This is a genomic window from Glutamicibacter sp. AOP12-B1-11 (genome assembly GCF_052379245.1).
Classification (GTDB): Bacteria; Actinomycetota; Actinomycetes; order Actinomycetales; family Micrococcaceae; genus Glutamicibacter.
The window spans coordinates 37,363-62,177 of the sequence record NZ_JBQSYL010000001.1 but is presented as its reverse complement, the minus strand read 5'-3'; the positions used below and the strand labels follow the sequence as shown (position 1 = coordinate 62,177).

The following is a 24,815-nucleotide window of genomic DNA, read 5'->3' as shown; positions in this document are numbered from 1 at the left end:
CGAATCAGGAAACCAGTTCGTCCGCGTCTTTCAGCTTCATCGGCCCCAGCTCGTCAAGGAACTGGCCCGGGCCAGGATTTTGCGCGGCATCCTGGCCGCCGAGGTGCTGGAGCACACCCCAAACGGCGTTCAGCCCTGTGGTCACCGCGCCCTCGGCCCACCCCGCAGTCCACGACACGTCATCACCAGCCAGGAAGATCCCGCGGTGTTCGGCGGGCAGCTCCCGCTGGTCGAAGTGCGTATACAGGCGTTCCTGGTACCGGTAGTGCCCGGGCAGGTTTGCCTTGAATGCACCCATGAAGTTCGGGTCTGCCTCCCATGAAACCGTAATCGGTTGACCCACGATGTGGCTTCGGATGTCCAGCTTCGGGTAGATCTTCTCCAGCGAATGAAGCATGAGTTCCATGCGGCGTTCGGCAGGCAGCGACAGCCACTTCAGCGCGTCGTCATTCCAGGTGTAGGAGAGCAAAATGACCGCCGGCTGGCCCTCGCCGTTATCCAAGAGGTATGTGGCACGATTCAACCGGTCGGTGAGCGTCATGGACATCAGGTACTCGCCGGTGACTGGATCGCGGTCCTTCCAGAACGGACGATCTACCATGACGAAGGTCTTGGATGACTGCATATAATGGCTCCGCTCGATAGCGGTCCACAGTTCTGCCGGGAATAGCCCCTCCTCGGTTTTGATACCGGTGGACAGCAGCCAGGACTGCACCGTGGAGACCACCGCGCCGAAGGTGCGGCTGCTGCCGAAGCGCTCGGTCACCTCGATCGCTTGGGCGCCGCCGAAACCCTTCCGTTGCGAGCGCCGAATCTCGGCCACGGCCCCGCGCGGCGCGCCACCATGCAGCGAGGCCAGCGAGGTGCCCGCAGGCCAGTGGGCCAGCTCCTGTGGCCCGTGGTTCCACAGGGCATGCGGGAGTTTCGCGGCGCCGCCGCTCAGACCCCGGTGGTTGTCATCGGCATCCGTGTACACCACACGAAGAATTTCCAGGATGGAGTTCGGAAAGTCGGTATCCCAGCCACCGGAGCCGAAGCCGACTTGGCCGAAGGCCTCGCGGTGCTCAAAGCCGGCTTCCTTGAAGGCCCGGGAATTCGCGATGAATCCATAGAAGCTTTCCTCGTCATATTCGTCGAGTAGATCATTCCAGATGCTTTTGATCTTTGCGGTATCGCGGGCTTTGATGGCCTGCTGCATCTGCTCGAACTGGGCATCATCCTGCAGGGCACGCTTCCACGCCTCGGCCACTTCGCGGTAGAAGACCGGCAGGTCGTCCGGGTCTTCCACATAGATCTTCTGGCCCTTGAGCTCTATGACGGTTGAACCGGTTGGCTCCGCCAGCGGGTTCGGGAAATCGAAGGTTTCCAGCCCCAGCTCGTCGATGTAGTGGAACAGCGCCTTGCTGGACACCGGGAAGCGCATCCCTCCAAGGTCGCAGGTGATCTGCGGTGCTGCCTGGAAACTGGCGGTACGCAGCCGGCCTCCAATTTCGTCCGCTTCGAAGATCACTGGCTTGAGCCCCATCTTCATCAGCTCATACGCGGTGACCAAACCCGACAATCCGGCGCCAATGACGGCCACCTCGGTGCCGTAGAGCTCCGCCGGCACGCTTCCCAGGCCGTCGGGGTGCGCCAGAAAGAGGTCGTAGCCGAACGGAAAGTCCGGATTGAGCATATTGATGCTGCCATCGTTCTGTGGCGCGGTGCCGGAAGATGAGGTAGCTGCGGTCTCAAAAGTGCTCATGGGAGTGTCCTGCGTTTCCTTTGGTTCGTGCCATTAGTTGGAGTATAGGGAAAATTGCTACTGTTCGCCGATGTGGCTGGCGATGTATTCTTTCTTGGATAATTGGCCCAGCCGGGAGCGGCTGCGCCCGTAGCCCAAGTAGATGCCGATGCCTGCAAGCATCCAGATGCCGAAGACGAACCAGGTGTCAGGCCCGAGCTGGCTCATCAGGAACACGCAGGCGGCAACGCCGAGGATCGGGGTTAGCGGGTAGAAGGGCACCCGGAAGGTCCGCGGCGCCAGCGGCTGCCTGCGACGCAGATACATCACCGAGACGCCCACCAGCGCAAAGGCGAAGAGCGTACCGATACTGGTGGCATCCGCCAGCGCACCGAGGGGAATGAAGCCGGCGGTGGCCGCGACCAGGAAGCCGGTAATGAGGGTTCCGCGGACCGGCGTTCCGGTACGCGAAGAGATCTCGCCGAAGGTCTTGGGAATCAGTCCGTCACGGGACATCGACAGCAGAATCCTGGTTTGCCCGTAGAGCACCGTGAGCACCACGGAGGCTATGGCCAGCACCGCGGCGACCGCGAAGAGCAGCACCAGCCAAGGCTGGCCGGTTACTTCACCGATGATCTGCACGAGCGCCGCTTCGGTTCCCTCGAACCAGTTCCATTCGCGTGCGCCAATAGCGGAGACGGCTACCAGCACATAGGTGATGGTGACGATCAGCATGGACCACAGAATGGCGCGCGGCATGTCGCGTTTGGGATTTACCGCTTCCTCTCCGGCCGTGGACGCCGCATCGAATCCGATGTAGGAGAAGAACACCGTCGAAGCGGCCGCGGTCACTCCGGCGGCGCCCATCGGCAGGAGCGGTTCGAAATTTCCTGCGTTGAACGCACTGAATGCCACCGCGCAGAAGAGCAGCAGGATGCTGGCCTTGATGATGACAACCACCGTGTTGACCCAGGCGGATTCCTTGGCGCCGCGCACCAGCAGCAGCGTCGCCAGCACCACGACGATCAGTGCAGGCAGGTTTGCCACGCCGCCCTCGCCCGGTCCGCCAGCCAGCGCGGTGGGCAGTTCCAGGCCGAAGGCCCGCAGCGTCTCGTTCACGTATTCACCGGCGCCGACTGCCACCGCGGCTACCGAGACCGCGTATTCGAGCACGAGGCACCATCCGCAGATCCAGGCGATGCCTTCGCCCATGGTCGCATAGGAATACGAATAGCTCGATCCGGCCACCGGGACCATGCCCGCCATCTCGGCGTAGGAGACCGCCGAGAGCAGAGCCGTCACGCCGGCAATCACGAAGGAGATCCAGATGGCCGGGCCGGCGATCGGCACGGTGGCACCGAGGATCACCAGTATGCCGGTACCCATGGTCGCACCGATGCTGATCATGGTCAGTTGGACCACGCCGAGCGAACGGCGCAGCTGGCCATGTCCCGAATTCGTCTCCGCTTCCCGAAGCATGCTGCTGATCGACTTGCGTCGGCGCAGCTGCGGCCCGAGGGCAGTGCTTGGCCGATCAGTCGTTTCGAGGGTGCTGTTCATGCTGAAACCTCACTGGGGAGAAATTTTCTGTCGAACTCAACCCTATGGCTGTGAGTCACATCTCAGGGGAGGCGTTTTTGAACTAATATTATTGAACATGGGACAAAATGCACCTAATGGGCAAGCGCCTGGATCGACTCGAAACTTCACGGCGCTCCCCGGAAATACGATGAGCATGGGCCGTTTCCTCCGCCAGCTGCCGGGCGAGGTGAGAGTGGTCCACGACTCCGGGGATCTCCCCCTGCGCTGGGTCGAACCCAGCGATATGGATGACCCAACCGATTATCTGCTGGATAACGAATTGATTCTCACCAGCGGATTTCCCCTAGTCGGCGTCGAAGAAGACCAGCAGAAGGTGGATGAGTTCATTCACCGGCTTTCCGAAGCGAAGGTCAGCGCCCTGGGTTTCGGATTGGAACCCTATTTCACCGAGATCCCGAAAACGGTAATTCGAGCCTGCAAGCGCTTTAATCTGACGCTGTGGGAGATACCGGCCAGCCTTCCCTTCGCCGCGGTGGGCATCGCCTTTTCCAAGCTCCTGGAAGCCGACGGTGCGGCCCTGCTGCGCAATAATGCGGAAGCGAACCGTGCGCTCATCCGCTGCGTCTCGGATCGAAACCCCGAACAGCAGCTCGTGGCGACGCTTTCGCAGCGTGCCCAGTGCACGGTCCGCCTCTTCGGCAGCACCCTGCGGCTGCGCTATTCTGCCTGCGCTCCGGACGGCCCCACGCTCTCCTCCGAAGTAACTGAACTGCTGTACGAGCAGGCCACACAGTCCGACGGCAGCCAACAATTTGCGCTGCTTCAGGACTCGACGGGCACGCATCTTGGATTCCCGATTCGCGCGGTGGCCCCCGGGCGCCGCCAGGCGGCGTTGCTGGGCGTCCTGCAGGCAAGCTTTGCGCAGACCCCCACGGCCGTGGAGCATAATCTGGTGGCTACCGCGCTCGGATTGCTGGAAGTCGTGGCTAGGCAGAAGGTCTCAGGTTCGTTCGCCCCGACGCAGCTTGCAAGCAGCCTGCTGCTGGGATCGCGTAGCGCACTCGATGAGCAGCAGCTGCGACTGCTGATCCAGAGCACCGGTGGCGCGCAACGCCAGATCCGTGTGGCCGCCATCGCCCAGCAGAGTCCGGATCCCGAATCCAATTTCGCCCACCACATCACCACATTGCGTTCCTTGCTGGAAACAAGGCTGGTGTCCTCCTCCGGCGAACAGCTCCTGGCACTTACGCAAGCGGCCCCGAACCCGCACCTGTTCAAACGGCTCGAAGACGCAGGTTATCTGGCCGCATTCAGCCACCCAGCAGCGGTGGACGAGCGAGCTGGTTCTTCACTTGGGGATCTGGCGATCCAGGCCAAGGCCCTGCTCCCTCGAATTCTCGAAGAACGCCGGAGCCTGGACGCGGCACAATTGCCGCGCACCTTCGCGTCGCTGCTTCCGCAGGAAGCGAGCATGCAGTTGGCAGAGCAGCGGCTTGCCGGGGTCTTGGCCCTCCCGGCTGCGCGTCGAGATCTGTATTTGGCGGTACTGCGGGCGTGGTTGGGCGCCAATGGCTCGTGGGATCTGACGGCCAGCACCGTCAGCTTGCACCGGAACTCGGTGCGTCGGCATATCGGCACGATTGGCGAACTGCTGCACGTGGACCTCACCGAGGCCACGATTCGGATGGAGCTGCTGCTGGCGTTGTCGTTTATCAAGACCAGTTAGGGGCGCTCCTGAGCCCACTGTCGGTACAGGTCAGGTCTCGAGGCGTTCAAATACGGGACCCGGGCTTGCGCCTCGGCAATATGCCGCGGCTTGATATCAGCAAAGAGCAGCTCCGGTTCGGTCCCGCCACCGGCCAGCAGCTCACCGTCCGGTCCTGCAATGACGCTGGACCCGGCCAGGGCAAATCCATTCTGCGTTCCGGTGTGGTTTGCGTAAGCCACATACAACTGGTTTTCCATGGCCCTTGCGGGCACCAAGGTGGTGCACACCCGCTCATAGCCCACCCCCAAGGCAGTGGGCACCAGCAAGAGCTGAACGCCGCGGACGGCTGCTTCGCGGACCACTTCCGGGAACTCGATGTCGAAGCAGATGGCCAGCCCAAGCCGTATCCCGCGGTAGTCGAGCACCGTGGCTGCCAAAGATCCCGGAACAAAAGCTTGCAGTTCTTCAGTGCCGAATAAGTGCACCTTCACGTAGTTCGCCAGCATCTTCCCGGAATCATCAATGAAGGTCGAGGTGATGTGCCATCCGGTGTCGCCGCGCTGCGGCAACGAATAAAGCAGCGCAATCTTGTGCTTCGCCGCGATCTGCGCAAGCCGTTCAACCACCGAAGGAAGCACCGATTCTTCAAGGCCGGCACGGAGCAACTTGGGTGCATAGCCCACGGTGAAAAGCTCCGGGGTTAGCAGGATACTTGCTCCTCCGGAGGAGGCGCGGGCCGCGGCATCCTCAAGCAAGGCGAGGTTGGACTCAATATTCAGCACCGTTGCCTCGGCTTGCAGTACCGCGATCCGCATTCGATTCTCCCTAGTCTCCGTATGTGATTACAGACTACGTGCTGGCCACCGAGGAATCGCAGGGGTGAATAGCACCGAGAAGGTGGTATTCAGGATAATTTGAACCGCCATTCATGCCCATGGAGCGGGCTGATGCCACTTGGGGAGCCTTTCGAACCAGGGAATTTTCCAAGATTGCCCACCGCTTCAGGCGGTTTGCCGCAAATGGCAACCCGAATTTACATGCAGCCAGAGCAGTATTTCGTGGCACCCGGCAAGCAAATGACCGGGACTCGTGCCGCGTATCGAACCAGCGCCGGATTGCTCCGACCGGCCCGCATTGCGGTCAGGACGCAATTGCCGCAAGTCGCCTGCGACGCCAGCCAAGGGCGAACGCAGATTTCAGGGCTTCCCCTTGAAATCCGGCGCATCGACGGTCCTCGTTTTCGCACGGTAATTTGTTCCGCCTAGTGAATTAATTGTAGGAGCCGGCCGTCAGCTTTGATCATTTCGTGGAAGACATTTCACCCTGAGTGAGCCCGGGCCGATATGCCTCTATATATATTCCAAAACAAGAATGTGTTATTTGACCTGATCATACAGGTTTTTCACACTTGTTCACCTTGCTCAGATTCGTACGAACGCCACCATTTCGCTTGCCGATGCAGCGGCTAGCTGGCTAAAATCGTTGTAGCTAGAAGTTTCAAGTTGTTGCGGTGTCGTTAGTTCTGGTAGATCGATTAACGTCGTCTCCAGCCCATTCTCGCATAGGTGGCCAGCGCCCCAGCATCTGCATTATTTTGGGGGCAAATGCTGGGTAGCCACAGAAGCTTTCTGTTTCCTCCCGCGAGGGTCGAATACTCGAGCGCCTTCGAAATCTGCGAAGGCGCTCGACCTATTTGCCGCTGGCGCCGAACTCTTGTGTTACCACGGATGGCAGAGGGCGATCTCTGCGGGCAGAAGGGGCCTCGTGTTGTTGCGTCATATTTAGGAATAACCGACCCACTAGCGTTTCTGCTCTAGGGTTTGAGGTGAGCCCCGACTCGTGTACTTAAGGAGATCGCCACGCATCGCAACCCAGCCAAGAAGAATTGGGCCTTGCTCTGGGTCATCGCCGGAATCGCCATTTTGGCGCTGAGCCTGCGTGCGCCGATCATCTCACCCACCGCGGTCATGGCCGACATCCAATCCGACACCGGGCTCAGCGCCGCCGGAGCCGGATTGCTCACGGGTCTGCCGGTTTTACTTTTCGCCATCGCGACGCCTCTGGCAACCGGCACCATACGCAGTTTCTGCGCCGAGGCCACCGTCATCTTGTGCTTGGTCGGCGTGCTGGTCGGGACGATAATCCGCTCGCTGGGCTCTGCCCCGCTCCTGCTGGCTGGCACGGTGCTGATCGGCGCGGCGATAACCTTGGGAAACATCGTAGTTCCGGTCATCATTCGCCGCGACGTGCCGTGGCGGCGGGCCCCGGTGGCGACGGGCGTGTATTCCGCGGCCATGAATGTCGGTTCCATGGTGACCTTGCTCGGGACCGCCCCGCTCGCGGCCGCTTTCGGCTGGCGCATCGCGATCGCCGGATGGACGGTTGTCACCGCCTTGGGGCTGGTTTTCTGGCTGCTGCTTCTCCGGATGCGCCGCGCGGGCGCCACGTCCGCCGAGTTGCCGGACGACCCTGCTCCCAAACGACCCACGACCGAAGCCGACGCCGCGATGCTGGTTGCCGCGAGATCCCGGAACCGCAAGGTGACCGCCCTGCTGGTCTTCGGTTTCTGCGGCCAATCCGCCGCCTACTACGCGACCACCACCTGGCTTCCGTTGCTGCTGGCCGAAACCGCGGGGCTTTCCCTTGCTTCCTCGGCCGCTAGCGCTTCGCTGTTCCAGATCGCCGCGGTGGTGGGCGCCTTGGGCGTTCCGCTGCTGGCCGCCCGCACCGGCCCCTGGGTTCCGGCGCTCGTCGTAGCCATCTGCTGGATTGCACTGCCCTTGGGATTGCTGGCCGCACCAGAGGCCTACATTGCATTCTCGGTGATCGGCGGAGTCGCCCAGGGTGGAGGGTTCACCGCGATCTTCTCGCTTATCCCGCGGATCACCAGCACAAATGCGCAGGCGGCCTCCGCCTCCGCTCGAATCCAGGGCGGAGGATATGTAGCGGCTACCATCGCTCCGCCGTTGGCCGGGTGGCTCAATACCACCACCGGGGGCTGGGACGCACCGCTGGCTCTGGTGCTGGCCGCAACCCTGGTCTTCGCCATCGGCACCTTGTCCGCGGTCCGCCTCGTCGCGCGCGGCTAAGCGGTCCCGGTGCCTTGCGCCAGCAGTTCAATTACATGGCGGTAGTCCTTGCCGGTAGCCCGGCTCATGCCCAGCTCGCAGGTGCGGTTGCACGAGGCGTGGGCGCTGGCGTCCAGCTCGCGCACCTCGGCGGCTTCGCGTGCGGTGGCCGAGGCGGTTAGCTCCGGGTGCAGCATGCCGCGGTCTCCGGCAAAGGCGCAGCAACCCCAATTCACCGGAACGTGCACGGTTTCCGCGACCGCTTCGGCGACCTGCTGCAGATCACCGTTCAGGCCCATCTGCGTTGACGAACAGGTGGGGTGCAGGGTCAGCGAATCGACCCGCTTGGCTTGCGGGAGCTTGTCCAGCAGGTGCCGCGAGGTGAAGGCCAGCAGGTCGACTACCTCAAAGCCGTGCTCTTCCAAGGTATGCGCGAAGCCCTCGGTGCAGCTGGTTGCATCGGAAATTACCGGTAGCCTAAACGCCGGCTGGGCGGCGTGGACTTGATCGAGCACGCGTTGGGCCATCACCGCATGCCCGTCCTCGTAGCCCTTCGAGCTCCATGGGGTACCGCAGCACATCGATTCGATGCCTTCCGGAACCAGCACCGAAATGCCTGCCTGCTGCAGCAGCTGTTCGAAGGCCGGAGCCACCCCCTGCCCTTCGCCGCCAGGGCCGAACATCGAGTTCACGCAGGCAGGCAGGTAGATGGCGCTTGGCTCGGTACCCGCGGCACCAAGATTTCCCGTCAGCGGCTTGCGCGCCTTGCCGCCGGCCGGCAGATCTGCGTCATAGCGCGGCATGGTGTCGTTGCCCACGACCTTGCGGGCCACGTCGGTGGCGCCACGGACCAGCGACGCCGGGAACTTGTCTGCAACGCTCAACGCCACCGAGCCGACGCGAGTTGCCGCGCCCCAGCCCTTGGCCGCGGCCTTGAACCCGGCCGCCATCGCCGGGTTCGCATCCTCGCGGCGCAGACGCTTGACCAGCAGGCCGGTATTGATCTGCACCGGGCAGGCGGTGACGCACATGCCGTCCACCGCGCAGGTCTCCACCGCGGAGTATGCGAAGTCGCGCTCGAGCTCTGCGGCGAGCTCCTGGTTGCCTTCGGCCTCGGCCTTGGCGATCGCGCGGCGCACTGCGATGCGCTGGCGTGGGGTCAGCGTCAGGTCCTTGGATGGGCAGACGGGCTCGCAGTAACCGCACTCAACGCAGCGGTCGGCTTCAACCTCGATGGTCTCGTTCAGCTTGATGTTGCGGATGTGGGCTGCGTGGTCTTCATCGATGATGACCCCCGGGTTGAGCATCAGCCGTGGGTCGCAGGCAGCCTTGAGCTGAACCATGACTTCGTAGAGCTCATCGCCGTACTGGCGTCGGACGAAGGGTGCCATGGCGCGCCCGGTGCCGTGCTCGGCCTTCAGGTTGCCGCCCTTGGAGAGCACCAGGTCGACCATCTTGTCGTTAAAGGCGTTGTAGCGGTTCAACGCGCTCTCGCCCTCGAAGCGGTCGGTGAGCATGAAGTGGATATTTCCATCCTTGGCGTGGCCGAAGATCACCGAATCTTCATACTCGTACTCGTCGAAGAGCTCCTGCAGGCTTCCGCAGGTTTCGGCCAACGAGGCAACGGGCACCGCAACGTCTTCGAGCAACGCGGTAGTTCCCGAAACGCGTGCGCCAGCCACCGACGCATAGAGTCCCTTGCGGAACTTCCACGCGGCCTGGCGGTTCACCGCGTCGGCCGAAAGCACGGCCGGGGCGCGAAGCGACGCCGCGTCCAGCAGGCGCTGCCCATCACCTTGCAGCCCGGCAAGCTCCTCGTCCGAGTCCGCATGGTACTCCACGAGCAGGGCTGCTTGGGCGTTGACTTCGAAGCCCATAATTGCCTCGGGCACCCCGGGCAGGCTCTGGCCCACGCGCAGCGAGGTGGAGTCCATGAGCTCCAGAGTCGCCGCGCCCGAGTCCAGCAAATCCGGTAGCGCGCGAGTTGCCAGATCCAAGGAATCAAAGACCGCCAGGGTGGCGATCGCGAGCTTGCGAATCGGCACGGTCCGGAAGACCGCCTCGGCGACAAAAGCCAAGGTGCCCTCGGAACCGATAATCAGGTGCGCGAGCAGATCCGCCGGCGTCTGGTGGTCCAAGAAGGAATTGATGCCGTAGCCCATGGTGTTCTTCAGGGCAAAGTGCTTTTCGATCAGCGCCACGGAATCCTTATTTCCGCGCACGCGGTCCCGCAAGCGCTCGAGGGTGGCGACAAGTTCCGGCTCGGCAGCGGCCAGTTTGGCATCGGCATCCGGGGCAGCGGTGTCGATCATGGTGCCGCTGGGAAGCACAAAGGTCATCGATTCCAGCGTGCGGTAGGTGTTGAACTCGGTACCGCATGCCATGCCCGACGAGTTGTTGGCGATCACGCCGCCAATGGTGCAGGCCGCCTCGCTGGCCGGGTCTGGCCCAAGCTTGAAGCCGTATGCCGAGAGCCGCGCATTGACCTGACGCACCGTCGCGCCGGGCTGCACACGCACGCGCTTGCCCTGATCAAGCACCGTGATGCCGCGGAAGTTTCGACGCACGTCGAGCATCAACCCGTCACCGCTCGCCTGGCCGGCGAGCGAGGTGCCGCCGGAGCGAAGCGTTACCGGCTGGCCGGCGCGCATGCTGGCCGCAAGAAGCTGCGAAACCTCGACTGCGTCCTTGGCGATGATCACCGCCTGCGGGGTGTAGAGGTAGTGCGAAGCGTCGGAGGCGTATGCCACCCGGTCGATTGACGTGGTTTTGACGCGGTCGGGCTCGGCGACCAAGTCAAGGATGCTCGGCGAAACCTTGGTTTCGCCGAGTGCCGGCGTGCTCAATGCCATGATGCGCTCCTGTGCGGTTGGTAGGCCCAGCCTACCGAATAAGAAAATTGTCTAACAAGTACACATGCTATGTTAGTGCCTTTCGTGGGATACTCGAGGGGTCAGCAAGTTTCTTGAAAGGAATTCCATGCCCGCAAGGCTCGGTGTCGTCTCGGTAGTCCAGGCGATCATCAATGATCTGCGGAGCAGAATTTTCGCTGGCGAACTGACCCCCGGCACTGCGCTGAGCGAGGTGGACGTCGCCGCGCATTACACCGTGGCGAGACCCACCGCGAAGGCGGCACTCGAAAACCTGGTGGCCAGCGGGCTCTTGACCCGCAACGCGCATCAGAGCGCCCGGGTCACCGTGCTGAATTCGGCCGACGCCCGAGACATCTACCGGACGCGCGCAATCATCGAAGCCGAAGCGGTGCGATTGCTTGCAACTACCGGGCATGTTCCACCGGCAGCATATGAGGCCAACGCGCAAATCACCGCGCTATCCAATGCCTCACCGGTGCAGATCGTGGAACCCGATGTCAGATTCCATTCTGCGCTGGTCAATGCCTTGGGCTCACAACGCACCAGCGCAAGCTATGCCCAGCTCAGTGACGAGATTCGGTTGTGCATGACGCACGTGCAGGATGCCACGCTGCTAAGCACCAAAGATATAGCCGCGGAGCATCAAAAGCTCCTGAAGCAGATCGAGGCCCATGACGCGCAGGGGGCCGCCAGCACCTTGGCCGATCACCTCAGCCGCGCCAGCAACAAGCTCGAGGCGCATCTGGACCATATCCAGCAGACCGCCAAGTAAGTGCCTGGCCGCCTTTCCGGCGAACGCCGCCGGAGGACGCCGATGCGAGTGCTTATTCGGCTTGTGGCGGCAGGTGCTCGGGGTGCAATTCGGAATGCGGCGCATCCATCTGGTGCAGGAGTTGGTGAACTCCTGCGTGAACTAGCCGCCAGCGCCGGAAACGCCCGTCAGGCGTGGATTGAACTACCTGCGCCCGCTGCAGTGTCGCCAAGGCCTGGGTGACAGTATTCGCGCTGAGCCCCGCCGCCGCAGCGAGCTGACTCACCGAGGAATCCGGGGCTGCATGAATGGCGAAGAGTATTTTTATTCGGGTCGGATCGGCGCAGAGGGAAAACACCTCTGCCCACTGGGAAATGCGTCGTTGGGCATCGTTGACCGCATCGGCAGCGATCTGGCTGCGCTTGCTTTCCATCTATTCGCTTCCTCCCCCGAATTTCGGTCCCCGCGGCGTGACACCTGTTCGGCTGGACACATGTATCCTGTGAACATATCCCCCCAACCCTAGAGTAGCGAAAGGATCCTCCCTGCGTACGCCAAACAGCCGCAGCCGCGTTATCGCCTTCTTGACGCTTCCGCTGATCTTATTCACCGCCGGCTGCCAGCCTGCCAGCGGACAGGCTGCTGATGAGCAACCCATCTCCCTGCTCACCGCGGCGCTGCCAGAAACCCTGAATCCGCTGGCCGGCTTCGACAGCTACGGCCTAGGGAAAATCAACGAGTCGCTGTTCACCCTCGAAGGCGAACAGGATCAGCTTCCGAATCTCGTGCCCCTCTTGGCGGCCAAAGAACCAAAAATTTCCGCCGACTCTCTGGTTTGGGATATCTCGCTAAGCCAAGACATCAAGTTCAGCGACGGCACCACCTTCGACGCCCAAGATGTCGTGGCCAGCTACCAGGCGATCCTCGATCCGCGAACCGCCTCGCCCCTTGCCGGCAGCTTGGAGAATCTGGAGTCCGTCTCCGCACCCAACGAACATACCGTGCGCTTTAAGCTCAAGGAAGCGCAGGTGTCCTTCAAGACCTCGCTGCTGATCGGCATCGCCCCGGCAGAACTCGTCGACCCGGCAAAACCGGTCGCCGAATCGGCACTCAGCCGCACGCCGGTTGGCACCGGGCCGTATGTCGTGGAGAATTTCTCCTCTGCGCAGCTGGTGCTCACCGCCAATCCGAATTACCGCACCGGTCCGGTCCAGGCCTCCCCGGTGATCTACGAGGCGGCGCCCGATGACAACGCCCGGAGCCAACGATTGGCCACGGGAGGATTCACCGGCACGGTGCTGCCTCCGCGGCTGGCCCACAGCTTTGCCGGCCGCGCAGGCTACGAGGTGCTCACCGCTACCTCGGCGGACTGGCGCGGCATCTCCCTGCCCGCGGAGCATCCGTTCACCTCAGAGCCCGAAGTACGGCTGGCGCTGAACCTCGCGGTCGACCGCGAGCAGCTGATCGACGCCGTGCTCGATGGCAGCGGCCGGCCGGCATATACCTTCGTTTCCCCCGAATACGGCCGGAATTATGCGGCGAAGGCGACCTTCGCGCATGACCCGGAACGCGCCGCCGCCATGCTCGACAAGTCCGGTTGGGTCGAGTCGGAGCACGGGGTTCGCAGCAAGGACGGGGCCGAGGCGGCATTCACCGTGCTGTACAACCCGGGAGATTCCTTGCGCCGCGACCTCTCCCTGGCGGTGGCAGCGCAACTAGCCGAATTCGGCATCACGGTGGATGTTCGGGCAGCGACCTTTGACGAGGCCGAGCCACGCAGCACCCAAGATGCCATCATGCTCGGCGGTGGCGACGACCCCTACGACGTTGATACCCAACTCTATAAAATGCTCCATTCCTCCTACCCGGAAGCCGGGGCCTACTATGACAACCCCAGCCGGTATGCCGACTCGGAGATGGACGAACAGCTGCATATCGGACGCACCAATCTGGACCCGGACGCGCGGTCCGCGGCCTACCGGAAGGTTCAGCAGCGCTACGTTCAGCAGCCTTCCATGCTCCTGCTCGCCTTCCTGGACCACACCTACGTGCAGCGCAGCGACGTCAGCGAACACTGGCATACCTCCTCGCTGCTCCTGGAACCCCACGACCACGGAACCACCTGGGGCCCTTGGGCAAAAATCCATGAATGGACCCGCAAGCAATGACACGGCGCCGCGGGCAGCCAGGTGGCCAACGGCTACGGGTGCGCACCGCCTCAGGCATCCTCGTGCGCCGGTTGCTCCTGGCCCTGCCGGTCACCGCGGGCATCACCGCCCTGGTGTTCTGGCTGGCCTCTGTTGCTCCTTTCAACCCGTTAGCCAACTATCTCGGCTCGCGCTACGTACGCACCGATGCCACCCAGCGCGAAGCGCTGAACGAACAGCTGGGGCTGGACACCCCTTGGTTCCTCATGTGGTGGCGCTGGGCAGTAGACGCCGTGCACGGCGACTGGGGATTCTCCCGGCTCTATGCGCAACCGGTGCGCGAGGTACTGCTTGAACGGTTGCCCTATACCGCGCTGCTAACCCTGACCGGTTTGCTGCTCGCGGTCGTGGCTTCTCTGCTGCTGGCCTGGCTGGCCGCACGGCACCGAGCGGGCGTCCTGGACCGGGCGGTGGTGCTCTTCGCGCAGTCTGCCCAGGCGCTGCCACCCTTCGTCCTGGCCTTGATCGCCATCGCAATCTTTGCGTTGGGATTGGGCATGCCCGCCGGCGGGGTCTCCTCGGCCGGAGCGGCCCCGACCGCCGGCACCATGCTGGTGCATCTGATCCTTCCGGCGATGGTCCTGGCCGTGAGCCTCCTGCCCTGGCTGCTGCTGAACCTGCGCAGCTCAATGTTCGAGGTCCTCGAATCGGATGCGATACTCGCCGCGCGTGGGCGCGGGGTATCCGAAGCGCAGATCCTGCGCCACGAGGTATTGCCGGTTGCGGCCCTGCCTTTTTTGACCGTGGTGGGCAGCAGGTTGGGCGAGCTAGTCACCGGGGCGCTCCTCGTGGAGAGCGTATTCGCCTGGCCGGGCATCGCCTCGGCCGTCATCGATGCAGCGGTGGCGGGAGATTTTGCCCTGCTCGCGGCCGTCACCGCTTGTTCCTGCCTGATGGTTTTTGCCGGCAACGCGTTGGCCGACGCCGGTTACGTCCTGGCGGATCCGCGGGTGCGCGATGTCTAGACGACAGCTTTCCGCCGGACTCATAGTTGGCGCGCTGGTGCTCTATGCGGTGTGCGTGCCGTGGCTGAACCCGCAGGCGGTTCACCGCGCAGACCTCAGCGCCGTCTTTCATCCGCCAGGCCTCGATCACCTGTTCGGCACCGATCAGCTGGGACGGGACCTGTGGGTGCGTTCGGCGCAGGCGCTGCGGCTCTCACTGCTGCTGGCAGCGGCCTCCGCTGCCGCATCCACGCTCATCGGTGTGGGAGTCGGCGTGCTGGCCGCCTACGCAGGGGGAATCGTCGACCGGATCGCCATGCGTCTGGTGGACACCTTGAACGCGGTGCCGCACCTGCTGCTGAGCGTGGTGGTGTTGTCCATGTGGCCCGGGCGGTGGTGGGCTATCGTCGCCGCGATCGCGCTGACGCACTGGACGCAGGTCGCGCGCATTGTCCGTTCGCGTTTAATCAGCGAACGCGAATCACAGTATGTGGCGCTGTCCCGGGCGGCTGGCGCGCGGCCCCTGGCGATCTGGGTAAATCACCTGATCCCCGCGGTAGCTCCCCAGGCTGCCATCGCCTTGGTGCTGCAGCTGCCCCATGCCATCTGGCATGAATCGGCATTGTCCTTCCTGGGCGTGGGACTGCCCCCGCAGGCGGCGTCCTTGGGGCTCATCCTGGAAGACGCCCGCGGCGGGGTGCTCTCCGGAGCCTGGTGGCTGCTGGTGATCCCCGCGGGCTTGCTGGTGCTGCTCAGCGCGGCGCTCTCCGCACTGGCCCACGAATCGGTTTCGCGATCCCGGACTCGGCGGCCGGCACCGCAGAACGCTTCCGGGGGATCCGCACCCACCGCAGCGAACCAGCCCGCCATTGAGGTCCGGGACCTGCGGCTCTGGTCCGAGTCCAAGGCCGGGGTGCGCACCGAGATCCTGCACGAGCTGAACTACCAGGCAAAAACCGGACGCGTCAACGTCATCCTCGGGCCTTCCGGCGTCGGCAAAACCATGCTTCTGCGCGCCATGGCAGGGGTGCTTCCGCCTGCGCTGCAGGCCACCGGTTCCCTGTTTCTGCATGGGGCACGGCTGCAGTTGGGAACCACGCCTCATGCCACCGGCGGGAGGTTGGCCTTCGTTCCGGGGTCCGCGGCCACCGCGCTCAATCCGGTGCGCACCGTGGGCGCCACGATGCGACGCGAATTGCGCCGGCAGCGCCGCGGCAGCTCCGCCAAGGCGGTGGGCCAGACCTTGGAACGGGTCGGGCTGGATGCGCAATTGCGCATGCGCTTTCCGCATGAGCTCTCCGGCGGCCAGGCCCAACGCGTGCTGCTTGGTTTGGCATTGCTCGGCGACGCGCAGCTGATTCTCCTCGACGAACCGACCTCGGCCTTGGACCCGCAAAGCCGGCAGCAGCTTGGCGAGGTGCTGCAGGATCTGGCCCGTGCGGGCCGCACCGTTGTCATGGTCACCCATGATCTGGAACTTGCCGCCGAGCTGGCGGACGAGGTGAGCGTGGTGCAAGACGGCCGCGTGGCGCGCAGCATAGAAACGCGGCAGGAGAAGATCCAATGAGCCTGGAATTAGTCGACGTCTGCTCTGGATATCCGAGTGCGCCGCACCTGCTTCGCGGGGTAAATCTGCGAATCGAGCGGGGCGAAGTAGTGGGTATCCGAGGGGACTCCGGGGCCGGGAAAAGCACCATGCTCAACATTGCGGCGTTGCTGAAGTCCCCCGCCAGCGGGCGGGTAATGGTCGCCGGGCAACCGGTGGACCAGCGCCGCCCGGTGCCGCTGGAAATCCGCACCAAAATTGGCATCGTGCCCCAGTCCCCGCGCGCGGCCACCGATCCCCGACAACGTCTAGGTGCCCTGTTGGCGGCCCCGCTGGCCTTCGCCGACGGCGCGATCAAGGTCCGCCCCGAACGCTACCGCGACCAATTGCACCGGCTATGCCTGCGCGTCGAGCTCGACCCGGGATTGCTGCAACGCCGCGCGGCGGAGGTTTCCGATGGCCAGCTCCAGCGGGTGCTGCTGGCGCGCGCGCTGAGCCTGGACCCTTGGGTCCTGGTGTGCGACGAACCGACCGCGCAACTCGATGAGCAGACCAAGGCAACGATCTTGCGGCTGCTCACGGCGCAGGCGGCGGCAGGTTCGGCGGTGCTGCTGGCCTCGCACGACGCCGTCGGCCTGCACGCGATTTGCGACCGGGTACTGGACTTCCCCGGCTCATTTATGCCACCTTTAGCCACTGCCCGGAAAGCACCGGGAGCACCAGACCTCGTGTGAAGCGGCGCCAATCGGTCTCTTTGACCCACTATTTAGCCTGCGAGCCCGGTGTTTAGGGTTCCGCTTGCTTCTTTGGAATAATCCCAAGTGGTGGCGCTTGGCCACCGGCGCCTTTCGCCACTTCTTCTCCGGCCAGTGAGCCACCTCCTGCCGGCCAATGACCGCGGCTCTCAAGCCAGATCAAGGGACTGTGATTCTAATGTCTTCGAAAATCCGTATTGGCATAGCCGGCTATGGCAACCTCGGCCGCGGCGTGCAGGCCGCAATTTCCAAGAACCAGGATATGGAACTGGTCGGTGTCTACAGCCGCCGCGACCCGCAGAGCCTCGAACTGGCCCAGCCAGCCGCGCGCTACTCGGTCGACGTCTTGGCCGAGCACGTCGACGATATCGACGTGCTGATCCTCTGCGGCGGTTCCAAATCCGACTTGCCCGAACAGGGCCCGCGGCTGGCGGCGCTATTCAACACCGTGGACAGCTTCGACACCCACGCGCGCATCCCGGAGTACTACGAGTCCGTGGACGCCCCGGCGAAGGCCGCGGGCAAGACCGCGCTCATCTCCGCCGGTTGGGATCCGGGCATGTTCTCCATCAACCGGGTCTATGGCGAAGCCCTGCTGCCGGACGGGGAAACCTACACCTTCTGGGGCCGCGGGCTGAGCCAGGGACATTCCGACGCGGTGCGCCGCGTGCCCGGAGTCGCCGCCGGCGTGCAGTACACCATCCCCAGCCCCGAGGCGATCGAGCAGGTGCGCGCCGGGCTGCGCCCGAGCCTGAGCACCCGCGAGAAGCACCAGCGCGAATGCTTCGTGGTCCTTGAAGACGGCGCAGATGAGAACACCGTGCGCCAGGCAATCGTGAGCATGGAGCACTATTTCGACCAGTATGACACCACCGTGCACTTCATCGACGCGCAGCAGCTGGCGGCCGAGCACTCGGACATGCCGCACGGCGGATTCGTGATCCGTTCGGGCACTACCAGCGACGCGCAGAAGCAGGTTATCGAGTACTCGCTGGCGCTCGGCTCCAACCCGGAGTTCACCTCCAGCGTGCTGGTGGCCTATGCCCGCGCGGTGCACCGCATGAACCGCGCCGGGACCACCGGCGCGCAGACCGTCTTCGATGTGGCCCCGGGGCTGCTTTCGCCACGCTCCGCGGCACAGCTGCGCGCGGACATGCTCTAAACCCAACCTGCGCTAGTACTTGCGCAGGTTCACCGGCCCCTGGCCGCGCAAGCGCGCACGCAGCTCGTTGACGATGCCCAGCATCACCGCGGTGGCGGACTCGGTCGAGGTGCCAAGCGTGCGCACGGCCACCCCGGCGGTGGGCGTCTGCGAGACGCCCACGTGCACCGCTTGGCGCTGCTGCCCGGCAATCCGGTAGGCGACCTCGCGCAGTTGCTCCACCAGCGCCGCGTCGATGCGCGCATCCACCGCCAACAGCATGCCCACGTGGGTAGCTTGCTGGAGGTAGAGCTGCGAGTCGAGCGACTGTTCCCCCGGCTGCACCCAGAGGTTGTCCAGCACCGCCAGCTTCCCCTCCACCCGCACCTGCGTGCGAAGCCGCAACTGGTCATAGCGGAAGAGCGTGCCGTCCGGGCTCCACCCCGGGGTGAGGATCTCGAACTGCACCAACGAGGCATCGGCCGCCATATCCACCACCAGTTCCTGGCGGTAGCTGGCATCCCGGTAGGCGATCAGCTGGTCGGGCAGGTATTCAAGTACCGCACCGGATCCCAAGCGCACCAGCATCTCCTGGCTGGCCTCGCCCTGCGGGGTGCGGTAGACCTTGGTGGCCGACTGCGTGGTCAGCAGCAGGCTGCTGCCGGCTTCCACCTCCACCTCGATGCCGTAGCGATCGGCCCCCAGGTACCCGCCGCCGGGGTTCACGATGGTGTAGCAGACCTGCGCGCTGTCATCCAGGTAGTGCGGACGCAGCACCCGCAAGGCACCCTGATGGTACTGCGCGGTGGCGATGTCCTTGCCCGAACGCCGGCCGATGCGCAGCCGCAGCTCCCCGACCAGCCGGCCGGTGAACGGAGTGGGAGCCAGCGCCGACGCGCGGCGCGCGGTGGGAGCGGCCACTAGCCCAGATCCGTCATCAGCACGTCGCGGCGCAACCAGCCAATAACCTGCTCCAGGCCTTCATCGGTTTTCAGGTTCGTGAAGCAAAATGGCTTGTCCGCGCGGAACTGCTTGGAGTCCGACTCCATCACCGACAAATCGGCTCCGACGTATGGGGCCAGATCGGTCTTGTTGATGATGAACAGGTCGGATTTGATCATGCCCTGCCCGGCCTTGCGCGGGATCTTCTCGCCCTGGGCCACGTCGATGATGTAGATGGAGAAATCCACCAGCTCCGGAGAGAATGTGGCCGAGAGGTTATCTCCCCCGGATTCCACGAAGATGATCTGCAGATCGGGGTGCTTGGCCTTCAGCTCCTCGATGGCCGCAGAGTTCATCGAGGTATCCTCGCGGATGGCGGTGTGCGGGCAGCCTCCGGTCTCGATCCCGACGATCCGATCCAGCGGCAGCACCCCGTTGGCGGCCAGGATCTTGGCGTCCTCGATGGTGTAGATGTCGTTGGTGATGGCGGCCATGGAGATCTCGCCATCCAGCGCGCGGGTGATGCGCTCGATGAGCTGGGTTTTGCCGGCCCCGACCGGGCCTCCGACGCCAATGCGGATTGGTTCCATTGTTGTGCTCCTCAAATTATTGGGGCCGCCAATCGGCGGCCGGTGTACTAAGACATGAACATGCGGGCGCGCAGGTGCTCATGTCGCATTTGCGCGATCTCCAGGCCAGGGATCGCGGCGCCCAGGTCTCCGTCATCAAGGCTGAAGATCTTCGCCACGGAGCGCGTCACCGGTTCGTGCATGGCGCGCAGTACCCGTTGGCCCGCATTCTGGCCCAGCGGGATCGCGCGGATGGCGTTCTGCGTCAGGCTCGTGACGGTGGAGAACAGATAGCTGTTCACGGTGTCCGCCACCGGGGCTCCGGCCGCGCGGGCACCGAGCGCGAAGGCGATCCCCGGATGCCCGGCGCAGCGCCCGGATTCAACCGCCTGCACATAGCCTTCGAGTTCCTCGCTCGGAGAGACGACGCTGGCCACCGCGAGCATCCGCTTGCCCATTTTGACGGCGGCTTCGCGCAGCTGCCGCGGCAATGCCGCGGCGTGGATCATCGCGTCCAACTCCATGATCCGCTCCGGGCTCATCGCCTCGTGGGCCAGGCGCACCACCAGCCCGTCGGTGTAGCTCAGCGATTGGGTGAGGAACAGCTCCACCCACTTGGCGAAGCTCTCCTCGTCATGCACCCCTCCGTCCGCCAGATAGCTTTCCATCCCGAAGGAGTGGCTGAATGCCCCGGTGGGCAATGCCGAGTCGGAAAGCTGCATCAGGGTCAGCAGGTGCGATGCGCTAGTGGGTGTGTTCGGCATGGCGGAACGGTACCGGCATCACGCGTTCTTGCCGGTTGTACGGGGTTTGCTGGTGCTCCAGGAAGTCGGACACGGTGTGGTCGTACTGGACCACCATCACCTGCGCCGCGTATTCGGATTCTTCGCCGAAGAACTGCGCCTGCAGGTGGCGGTTGCCCAGCGCGTGGGCGACCTGCCCCATTTCCAGGATGCTGCGCGGGGCGATCACCAGCACGTCGGTGGGCAACACCGACACGGTGATCATTTCGGTATCCGAAAGGTACAGGATGTCCCCGTCCCGCAGGTCCGGGCCGGGGGCCAGCCGGATCCCCAGTTCCCGGTTGTGGTCGCTGGTGACGCGTTGAATCCTCTTGACCAGCGCGGAGCTGGGCAGCACCACCTTTTCGTGGTGCCGGCCGGCGTACCGCTCGGCCGGCAGCTCGTGGACATTGCCCACAAGTTGTTCAATGATCATAGTTCTCCTCTAGAATTTGCCGGGCCGCAAACGGCCTAGAACAGGAAATAGCGCTGAGCCATCGGCAGAACCTCTGAAGGTTCGCAGGTGGCCAGCTCACCGTCCACGGTGACCTGGTAGGTCTGCGGGTCAACCAGGATCTCCGGGGTCCCGCTGTTATATTTCAGATCCGACTTGGACAGCTCGCGGATTCCTTGGCAGGCGCGGATCACCTTGCGCAGGCGCAACCGCTCGGGCACGCCCTCGTCGATGGCCGCCTTGGACAGGAAGGTGATCGATGATGCCTGCACCGCGGTGCCCAAGGCACCGAAGTTCATCCGCATGGTGCGCGGCTGCGGGGTGGGGATGGACCCGTTCGCATCTCCCATCACCGACTGGATGATCTGTCCGCCCTTGATGATCATCTCCGGCTTGACCCCGAAAAATGCCGGATCCCAGAGGACCAGGTCGGCGAATTTGCCTTCCTCGACGCTGCCGATGGAATCTGCAATGCCGTGGGCAATGGCCGGGTTGATCGTGTACTTCGCGACGTAGCGCTTGAGCCGGAAGTTGTCCCCCACCACGCCGTCGCCCTCCAGCTTGCCGCGCTGGCGTTTCATCGCGTCGGCTACCTGCCAGGTGCGCAAGACGACCTCTCCCACCCGGCCCATGGCCTGGGAATCCGAGGAGGTAATCGAGAAAACGCCCATATCGTGCAGCACGTCTTCGGCGGCGATGGTCTCCGGGCGGATCCGCGAGTCGGCGAAGGCCACATCCTCGGGAATATCGGCATTCAGGTGGTGCGCGACCATCAGCATGTCCAGGTGCTCGTCCACCGTGTTGTTGGTGTAGGGAAGCGTCGGGTTGGTGGATGCCGGAAGCACGTTGGGCAGCCCCGCCATGCGGATGATGTCCGGGGCGTGGCCGCCGCCGGCGCCTTCGGTGTGGAAGGTGTGGATCACCCGTCCGGCGATGGCCGCGATGGTGTCTTCCACGAAGCCGCATTCGTTGAGCGTATCGGCATGGATGGCCACCTGCACGTCGAATTCGTCGGCAACCTTCAGCGAGTTGTCGATGGATGAGGTGGTGGCGCCCCAGTCCTCGTGGATCTTCAACCCGATCACCCCGGCGCGTACCTGTTCGGCGAGCGGCGCACGGTCGCTGGCGTGGCCCTTGCCGAGCAAACCGATGTTGATCGGCAGGTTCTCCACCGCCTGCAGCATCCGGGAGATATGCCAAGGTCCGGGGGTAACCGTGGTGGCCTTGGAAGCGTCCGAGGGGCCCGCTCCGCCACCGATGAGCGTGGTGGTGCCGGCGGATAAGGCCACCGGAACCTGGTCCGGGGAGACGAAGTGGATATGGGTATCGATGGCCCCGGCGGTGAGGATCTTGTGCTCGCCGGCGATGATGTCGGTGGCCGCGCCGATGACGATGTCCACGCCATCGGAAATATCCGGGTTGCCGGCCTTGCCGATCTTGAAGATATGCCCATCGCGCAGGGCCACATCCGCCTTGTAGATGCCGGTGTAGTCCAGCACAACGACGTTGGTGATCACCGTATCGGGCACATCCTGGTCACGGGTCAACCGTCCGTTTTGACCCATGCCGTCGCGGATGACCTTGCCGCCGCCGAAGACGACTTCCTCGCCGTAGGTGGTGTAGTCCTTTTCAATTTCAAGGATAAGTTCGGTGTCTGCCAGGCGGATGGCGTCGCCGGTGGTAGGCCCGTACATTTCCGCATATTGCTTGCGGCTGAGTTCGAAGCTCATCTTTAGCTCTCCTGCTCTTCGTCCGGGCCTGGCGTCTGCGATTTCTCGGCCTGCCGGACCTTATGCGGCTTGGGCGGCAAGCTCTCGTCCACCGGGTCCACGCCGAAGGTGGTGTGGAAACCAATTGTTTCTTCGCTCTTGTTGGGCAGATCGATATCGTAATCCTCGACCAGATCGGCCTCGACGATCGGGTCGATACCCGCGGAACCGCCAATAGCGTCGGTTTCGACAACCGGGACGGTGCGTCCCAGCGGTCCGTTCACCCGGTCCTGGAAGCCGTGGACTTCGCGTGCGCCGGCGTATTCCACCAGGTGCACGGTGCGTGCATCCCCTGGTTCAAAGCGCACGGCGGTTCCCGCAGGGATGTCCAGGCGGAATCCGCGGGCTGCGACTCGGTCAAAATCCAGCCGCGGGTTGGCTTCTGCAAAGTGGAAGTGCGAGCCGACCTGGACCGGCCGGTCCCCGCGGTTGACCAGGTTCAGGATTCGGGTCTGTTGACTCGCATTACAGACGATTGGGCCATCGGCAAGTATGTACTCTCCCGGTTTCATCTCTACTCCTGTACTTAACGAATCGGATTGTGGACGGTGACCAGCTTGGTCCCGTCGGGGAACGTTGCCTCGATCTGGACGTCGTGGATCATCTCTGAGATTCCGTCCATGACATCTTCGCGGGTCAGGATCGTTGTACCGTAGCTCATCAGATCGGCAACGGTGCGTCCGTCGCGCGCTCCCTCGATAAGTTCGTAGGTAATGATGGCCACCGCTTCGGGGTGGTTGAGCTTCAAACCGCGTTCTTGCCGGCGGCGGGCCAGATCGGCCGCGACGACGATCATTAGTTTCTCTTGCTCGCGGGGAGTTAAATGCATCAGTTCCCTTCCAAATAATTAACAAATTGACGTTAATTTCATGCCGTCGGATTTGTTCTAGGCCAGGTTTGCGACCTGCATTTAAGGCAACGATAGCAGAGCCAACTCGAAGCGCTCGGAGCACCGGAATTCGGGAAAGATGTCGCCCCGCCTAGATTGCACCAACGTTTGTCACAATCACCACTAACCGCCATGTCAAGTTTCAATTAGAGTGAAAAATCAACACCATTTCAGCGCCAGATTTTTGCCGTCCTTTGGGGTACCGGGCGCGGGTATAAATAATTCTGGCCGCGGGAAGGTGAATAAGCATGGTTATTCACCTGCAGTCCAGATTTGCTGGTGGTATGGGCAACCGAGGCGCGGGGTGGTGCCGCATTCTTTTTGGATGGATGCATTCGCCTGCGGCACGCCAAAAGCCGGGATTCGACTGTTGATGTCGATTCCCGGCTCGGGCGCGGATCACTTGCTACTTTTGCAACGCCTCAACCTGCGCAAAGTGCGGCATTACCTGCTCGATGAACAACTCGAGCGAGCGCTTCTTTTCGGCATGGCTGAGCGTGTTGTCGTTCCAGAAGCTGAACTCGGTGACTCCCAGCTCCTCATAGCGGCGCAAGCGCTCGACTACTTCGGCAGGGGTGCCGATCATTGCGGACTTGTGCAGGGATTCGGGAGAGAATTCTTCTCGCCCGGCGAATTTTTCGATGGGGCTTGGCTCCATGAACCCATCTACCGGTTCCTGCTTGTTTCCAAACCATGCGTCGAAGGTGCGGTAGAACTTCTGCACGCCTTCGGCGGCCGCACGCCAGCCCTCCGGCTCGTCTTCGGCGTGAACATAGGTGTGGCGCAGGACCATGATCTCCGGACGCTGTGCAATTTCCGGGTGGTCGGCAATCGCGGTTTCGTACTTCTCCACCAGGGACTGGACTTCTTCGTCGCCCTTCATCAGCGGAGTGACCATCACGTTGCAGCCGTTGGCCACGGCAAAGTCATGGGATTCCGGGCTGCGCGCGGCAACCCATACAGGCAGGTCGCGCTGCACCGGCTTATTCCTGGGAACTAGAGCTGAAAGCGGAAAACCTAAGGCTTTGGCCATCTCTGATTACTCTTCAATCCCTTTGAGCCCCGCTGGCTATGGTGTGAGTACATCAGATTTCTTCTACCTGCTCTGCGTTGTTCGCCTCTGTTCACTTAGCCAACTGTGCCCCTTCACGT

20 protein-coding genes and 1 pseudogene are annotated in these 24,815 nt (G+C 63.3%); 8 read left to right on the top strand and 13 right to left on the bottom strand.

All coding sequences use genetic code 11. The annotated features are described in order from the left end of the window. Positions 1-4 precede the first annotated feature (4 nt). Entirely contained in the window at positions 5-1,675 is a 1,671-nt protein-coding gene (locus ACT3UQ_RS00305) for a flavin monoamine oxidase family protein (protein ID WP_444636362.1), read from the bottom strand. A gap of 126 nt (positions 1,676-1,801) precedes the next feature. Then, the gene (locus ACT3UQ_RS00300) at positions 1,802-3,283 is read right to left on the bottom strand and encodes an amino acid permease (protein ID WP_444636310.1); all 1,482 of its coding nucleotides are present in this window, start codon (positions 3,281-3,283) and stop codon (positions 1,802-1,804) included. 97 nt (positions 3,284-3,380) lie between these two features. Between ACT3UQ_RS00300 and ACT3UQ_RS00295 the strand changes: the two genes are divergently transcribed. Next, positions 3,381-4,991, top strand: coding sequence for a PucR family transcriptional regulator (locus ACT3UQ_RS00295; protein WP_181150532.1), 1,611 nt, complete (start codon positions 3,381-3,383; stop codon positions 4,989-4,991). Here the strand turns inward: ACT3UQ_RS00295 and ACT3UQ_RS00290 are convergent. Beyond that, on the bottom strand, positions 4,988-5,788 hold the full coding sequence (locus tag ACT3UQ_RS00290) for a carbon-nitrogen hydrolase family protein (protein WP_444636309.1): 801 nt from the start codon (positions 5,786-5,788) through the stop codon (positions 4,988-4,990). The genes ACT3UQ_RS00295 and ACT3UQ_RS00290 overlap by 4 nt on opposite strands. Positions 5,789-6,865: 1,077 nt before the next feature. Between ACT3UQ_RS00290 and ACT3UQ_RS00285 the strand changes: the two genes are divergently transcribed. Continuing rightward, positions 6,866-8,062 (top strand): MFS transporter, encoded by a 1,197-nt coding sequence (locus ACT3UQ_RS00285; protein ID WP_444636308.1) that lies wholly within the window; start codon positions 6,866-6,868, stop codon positions 8,060-8,062. On the opposite strand, the gene ACT3UQ_RS00280 is transcribed toward ACT3UQ_RS00285, so the two are convergent. Next, complete coding sequence (locus ACT3UQ_RS00280; protein WP_105569810.1) at positions 8,059-10,893, bottom strand: FAD-binding and (Fe-S)-binding domain-containing protein; 2,835 nt, start codon at positions 10,891-10,893, stop codon at positions 8,059-8,061. The two genes, ACT3UQ_RS00285 and ACT3UQ_RS00280, sit on opposite strands and share 4 nt — an antisense overlap. A 127-nt stretch (positions 10,894-11,020) precedes the next feature. Here ACT3UQ_RS00280 and ACT3UQ_RS00275 point away from each other — a divergent pair, with 127 nt between their 5' ends. Then, positions 11,021-11,686 (top strand): GntR family transcriptional regulator, encoded by a 666-nt coding sequence (locus ACT3UQ_RS00275; protein ID WP_105553618.1) that lies wholly within the window; start codon positions 11,021-11,023, stop codon positions 11,684-11,686. 52 nt (positions 11,687-11,738) lie between these two features. On the opposite strand, the gene ACT3UQ_RS00270 is transcribed toward ACT3UQ_RS00275, so the two are convergent. After that, positions 11,739-12,098: an ArsR/SmtB family transcription factor gene (locus ACT3UQ_RS00270; RefSeq protein ID WP_105553619.1), complete on the bottom strand. Its 360-nt coding sequence runs from the start codon at positions 12,096-12,098 to the stop codon at positions 11,739-11,741. A gap of 151 nt (positions 12,099-12,249) precedes the next feature. On the opposite strand from ACT3UQ_RS00270, the gene ACT3UQ_RS00265 reads away from it, so the two are divergent. The 5 genes from ACT3UQ_RS00265 to ACT3UQ_RS00245 all read left to right on the top strand — a co-directional run bounded on the left by ACT3UQ_RS00265 (position 12,250) and on the right by ACT3UQ_RS00245 (position 18,279). Next, positions 12,250-13,833, top strand: coding sequence for an ABC transporter substrate-binding protein (locus ACT3UQ_RS00265; RefSeq protein WP_444636307.1), 1,584 nt, complete (start codon positions 12,250-12,252; stop codon positions 13,831-13,833). After that, the gene (locus ACT3UQ_RS00260; protein ID WP_258133582.1) at positions 13,815-14,837 is read left to right on the top strand and encodes an ABC transporter permease; all 1,023 of its coding nucleotides are present in this window, start codon (positions 13,815-13,817) and stop codon (positions 14,835-14,837) included. Before ACT3UQ_RS00265 ends, ACT3UQ_RS00260 begins: the two co-directional genes overlap by 19 nt. Beyond that, positions 14,830-16,383 (top strand): ABC transporter permease subunit, encoded by a 1,554-nt coding sequence (locus ACT3UQ_RS00255; RefSeq protein ID WP_444636305.1) that lies wholly within the window; start codon positions 14,830-14,832, stop codon positions 16,381-16,383. The genes ACT3UQ_RS00260 and ACT3UQ_RS00255 overlap by 8 nt, the downstream gene beginning before the upstream one ends. Next, positions 16,380-17,096, top strand: a complete 717-nt coding sequence (locus ACT3UQ_RS00250; RefSeq protein WP_105649795.1) for an ATP-binding cassette domain-containing protein — start codon at positions 16,380-16,382, stop codon at positions 17,094-17,096. The genes ACT3UQ_RS00255 and ACT3UQ_RS00250 overlap by 4 nt, the downstream gene beginning before the upstream one ends. A gap of 199 nt (positions 17,097-17,295) precedes the next feature. Continuing rightward, positions 17,296-18,279, top strand: a complete 984-nt coding sequence (locus tag ACT3UQ_RS00245; RefSeq protein ID WP_105553623.1) for a diaminopimelate dehydrogenase — start codon at positions 17,296-17,298, stop codon at positions 18,277-18,279. A 12-nt stretch (positions 18,280-18,291) separates the two neighbouring features. Here ACT3UQ_RS00245 and ACT3UQ_RS00240 read toward each other — a convergent pair whose 3' ends face one another. From ACT3UQ_RS00240 to ACT3UQ_RS00205, 8 genes and pseudogenes are all read right to left on the bottom strand, one after another. Further along, positions 18,292-19,179: an urease accessory protein UreD gene (locus tag ACT3UQ_RS00240; protein WP_258133583.1), complete on the bottom strand. Its 888-nt coding sequence runs from the start codon at positions 19,177-19,179 to the stop codon at positions 18,292-18,294. Next, a complete protein-coding gene (gene ureG, locus ACT3UQ_RS00235) occupies positions 19,179-19,790 on the bottom strand; it encodes an urease accessory protein UreG (RefSeq protein WP_105553624.1) in 612 nt (203 codons plus the stop codon). The genes ACT3UQ_RS00240 and ureG overlap by 1 nt, the downstream gene beginning before the upstream one ends. Before the next feature lie 47 nt (positions 19,791-19,837). Beyond that, a complete protein-coding gene (locus tag ACT3UQ_RS00230; RefSeq protein WP_105553625.1) occupies positions 19,838-20,533 on the bottom strand; it encodes an urease accessory protein UreF in 696 nt (231 codons plus the stop codon). Continuing rightward, positions 20,514-20,987, bottom strand: a complete 474-nt coding sequence (gene ureE, locus ACT3UQ_RS00225) for an urease accessory protein UreE (protein WP_105553626.1) — start codon at positions 20,985-20,987, stop codon at positions 20,514-20,516. The genes ACT3UQ_RS00230 and ureE overlap by 20 nt, the downstream gene beginning before the upstream one ends. 35 nt (positions 20,988-21,022) lie before the next feature. Then, positions 21,023-22,735, bottom strand: a complete 1,713-nt coding sequence (ureC, locus tag ACT3UQ_RS00220; protein WP_105553627.1) for an urease subunit alpha — start codon at positions 22,733-22,735, stop codon at positions 21,023-21,025. Positions 22,736-22,983: 248 nt separating this feature from the next. Continuing rightward, a pseudogene (locus ACT3UQ_RS00215) lies at positions 22,984-23,286 on the bottom strand (urease subunit beta); the annotation flags it as partial. A 14-nt stretch (positions 23,287-23,300) separates the two neighbouring features. Beyond that, a complete protein-coding gene (locus tag ACT3UQ_RS00210) occupies positions 23,301-23,603 on the bottom strand; it encodes an urease subunit gamma (RefSeq protein WP_444636304.1) in 303 nt (100 codons plus the stop codon). Positions 23,604-24,069: 466 nt separating this feature from the next. Beyond that, positions 24,070-24,642, bottom strand: a complete 573-nt coding sequence (locus ACT3UQ_RS00205; protein WP_444636303.1) for an LLM class flavin-dependent oxidoreductase — start codon at positions 24,640-24,642, stop codon at positions 24,070-24,072. Positions 24,643-24,815 lie beyond the last annotated feature (173 nt).

Bases quoted from the DNA above. Each gene is read 5' to 3' on its own strand.
- ACT3UQ_RS00305 (WP_444636362.1), bottom strand. From the start codon at position 1,675: ATGCTCAATCCGGACTTTCCGTTCGGCTACGACCTCTTTCTGGCGCAC.
- ACT3UQ_RS00300 (WP_444636310.1), bottom strand. From the start codon at position 3,283: ATGAACAGCACCCTCGAAACGACTGATCGGCCAAGCACTGCCCTCGGG.
- ACT3UQ_RS00295 (WP_181150532.1), top strand. From the start codon at position 3,381: ATGGGACAAAATGCACCTAATGGGCAAGCGCCTGGATCGACTCGAAAC.
- ACT3UQ_RS00290 (WP_444636309.1), bottom strand. From the start codon at position 5,788: ATGCGGATCGCGGTACTGCAAGCCGAGGCAACGGTGCTGAATATTGAG.
- ACT3UQ_RS00280 (WP_105569810.1), bottom strand. From the start codon at position 10,893: ATGGCATTGAGCACGCCGGCACTCGGCGAAACCAAGGTTTCGCCGAGC.
- ACT3UQ_RS00275 (WP_105553618.1), top strand. From the start codon at position 11,021: ATGCCCGCAAGGCTCGGTGTCGTCTCGGTAGTCCAGGCGATCATCAAT.
- ACT3UQ_RS00270 (WP_105553619.1), bottom strand. From the start codon at position 12,098: ATGGAAAGCAAGCGCAGCCAGATCGCTGCCGATGCGGTCAACGATGCC.
- ACT3UQ_RS00260 (WP_258133582.1), top strand. From the start codon at position 13,815: ATGGACCCGCAAGCAATGACACGGCGCCGCGGGCAGCCAGGTGGCCAA.
- ACT3UQ_RS00255 (WP_444636305.1), top strand. From the start codon at position 14,830: ATGTCTAGACGACAGCTTTCCGCCGGACTCATAGTTGGCGCGCTGGTG.
- ACT3UQ_RS00250 (WP_105649795.1), top strand. From the start codon at position 16,380: ATGAGCCTGGAATTAGTCGACGTCTGCTCTGGATATCCGAGTGCGCCG.
- ACT3UQ_RS00245 (WP_105553623.1), top strand. From the start codon at position 17,296: ATGTCTTCGAAAATCCGTATTGGCATAGCCGGCTATGGCAACCTCGGC.
- ureG (WP_105553624.1), bottom strand. From the start codon at position 19,790: ATGGAACCAATCCGCATTGGCGTCGGAGGCCCGGTCGGGGCCGGCAAA.
- ACT3UQ_RS00230 (WP_105553625.1), bottom strand. From the start codon at position 20,533: ATGCCGAACACACCCACTAGCGCATCGCACCTGCTGACCCTGATGCAG.
- ureE (WP_105553626.1), bottom strand. From the start codon at position 20,987: ATGATCATTGAACAACTTGTGGGCAATGTCCACGAGCTGCCGGCCGAG.
- ureC (WP_105553627.1), bottom strand. From the start codon at position 22,735: ATGAGCTTCGAACTCAGCCGCAAGCAATATGCGGAAATGTACGGGCCT.
- ACT3UQ_RS00210 (WP_444636304.1), bottom strand. From the start codon at position 23,603: ATGCATTTAACTCCCCGCGAGCAAGAGAAACTAATGATCGTCGTCGCG.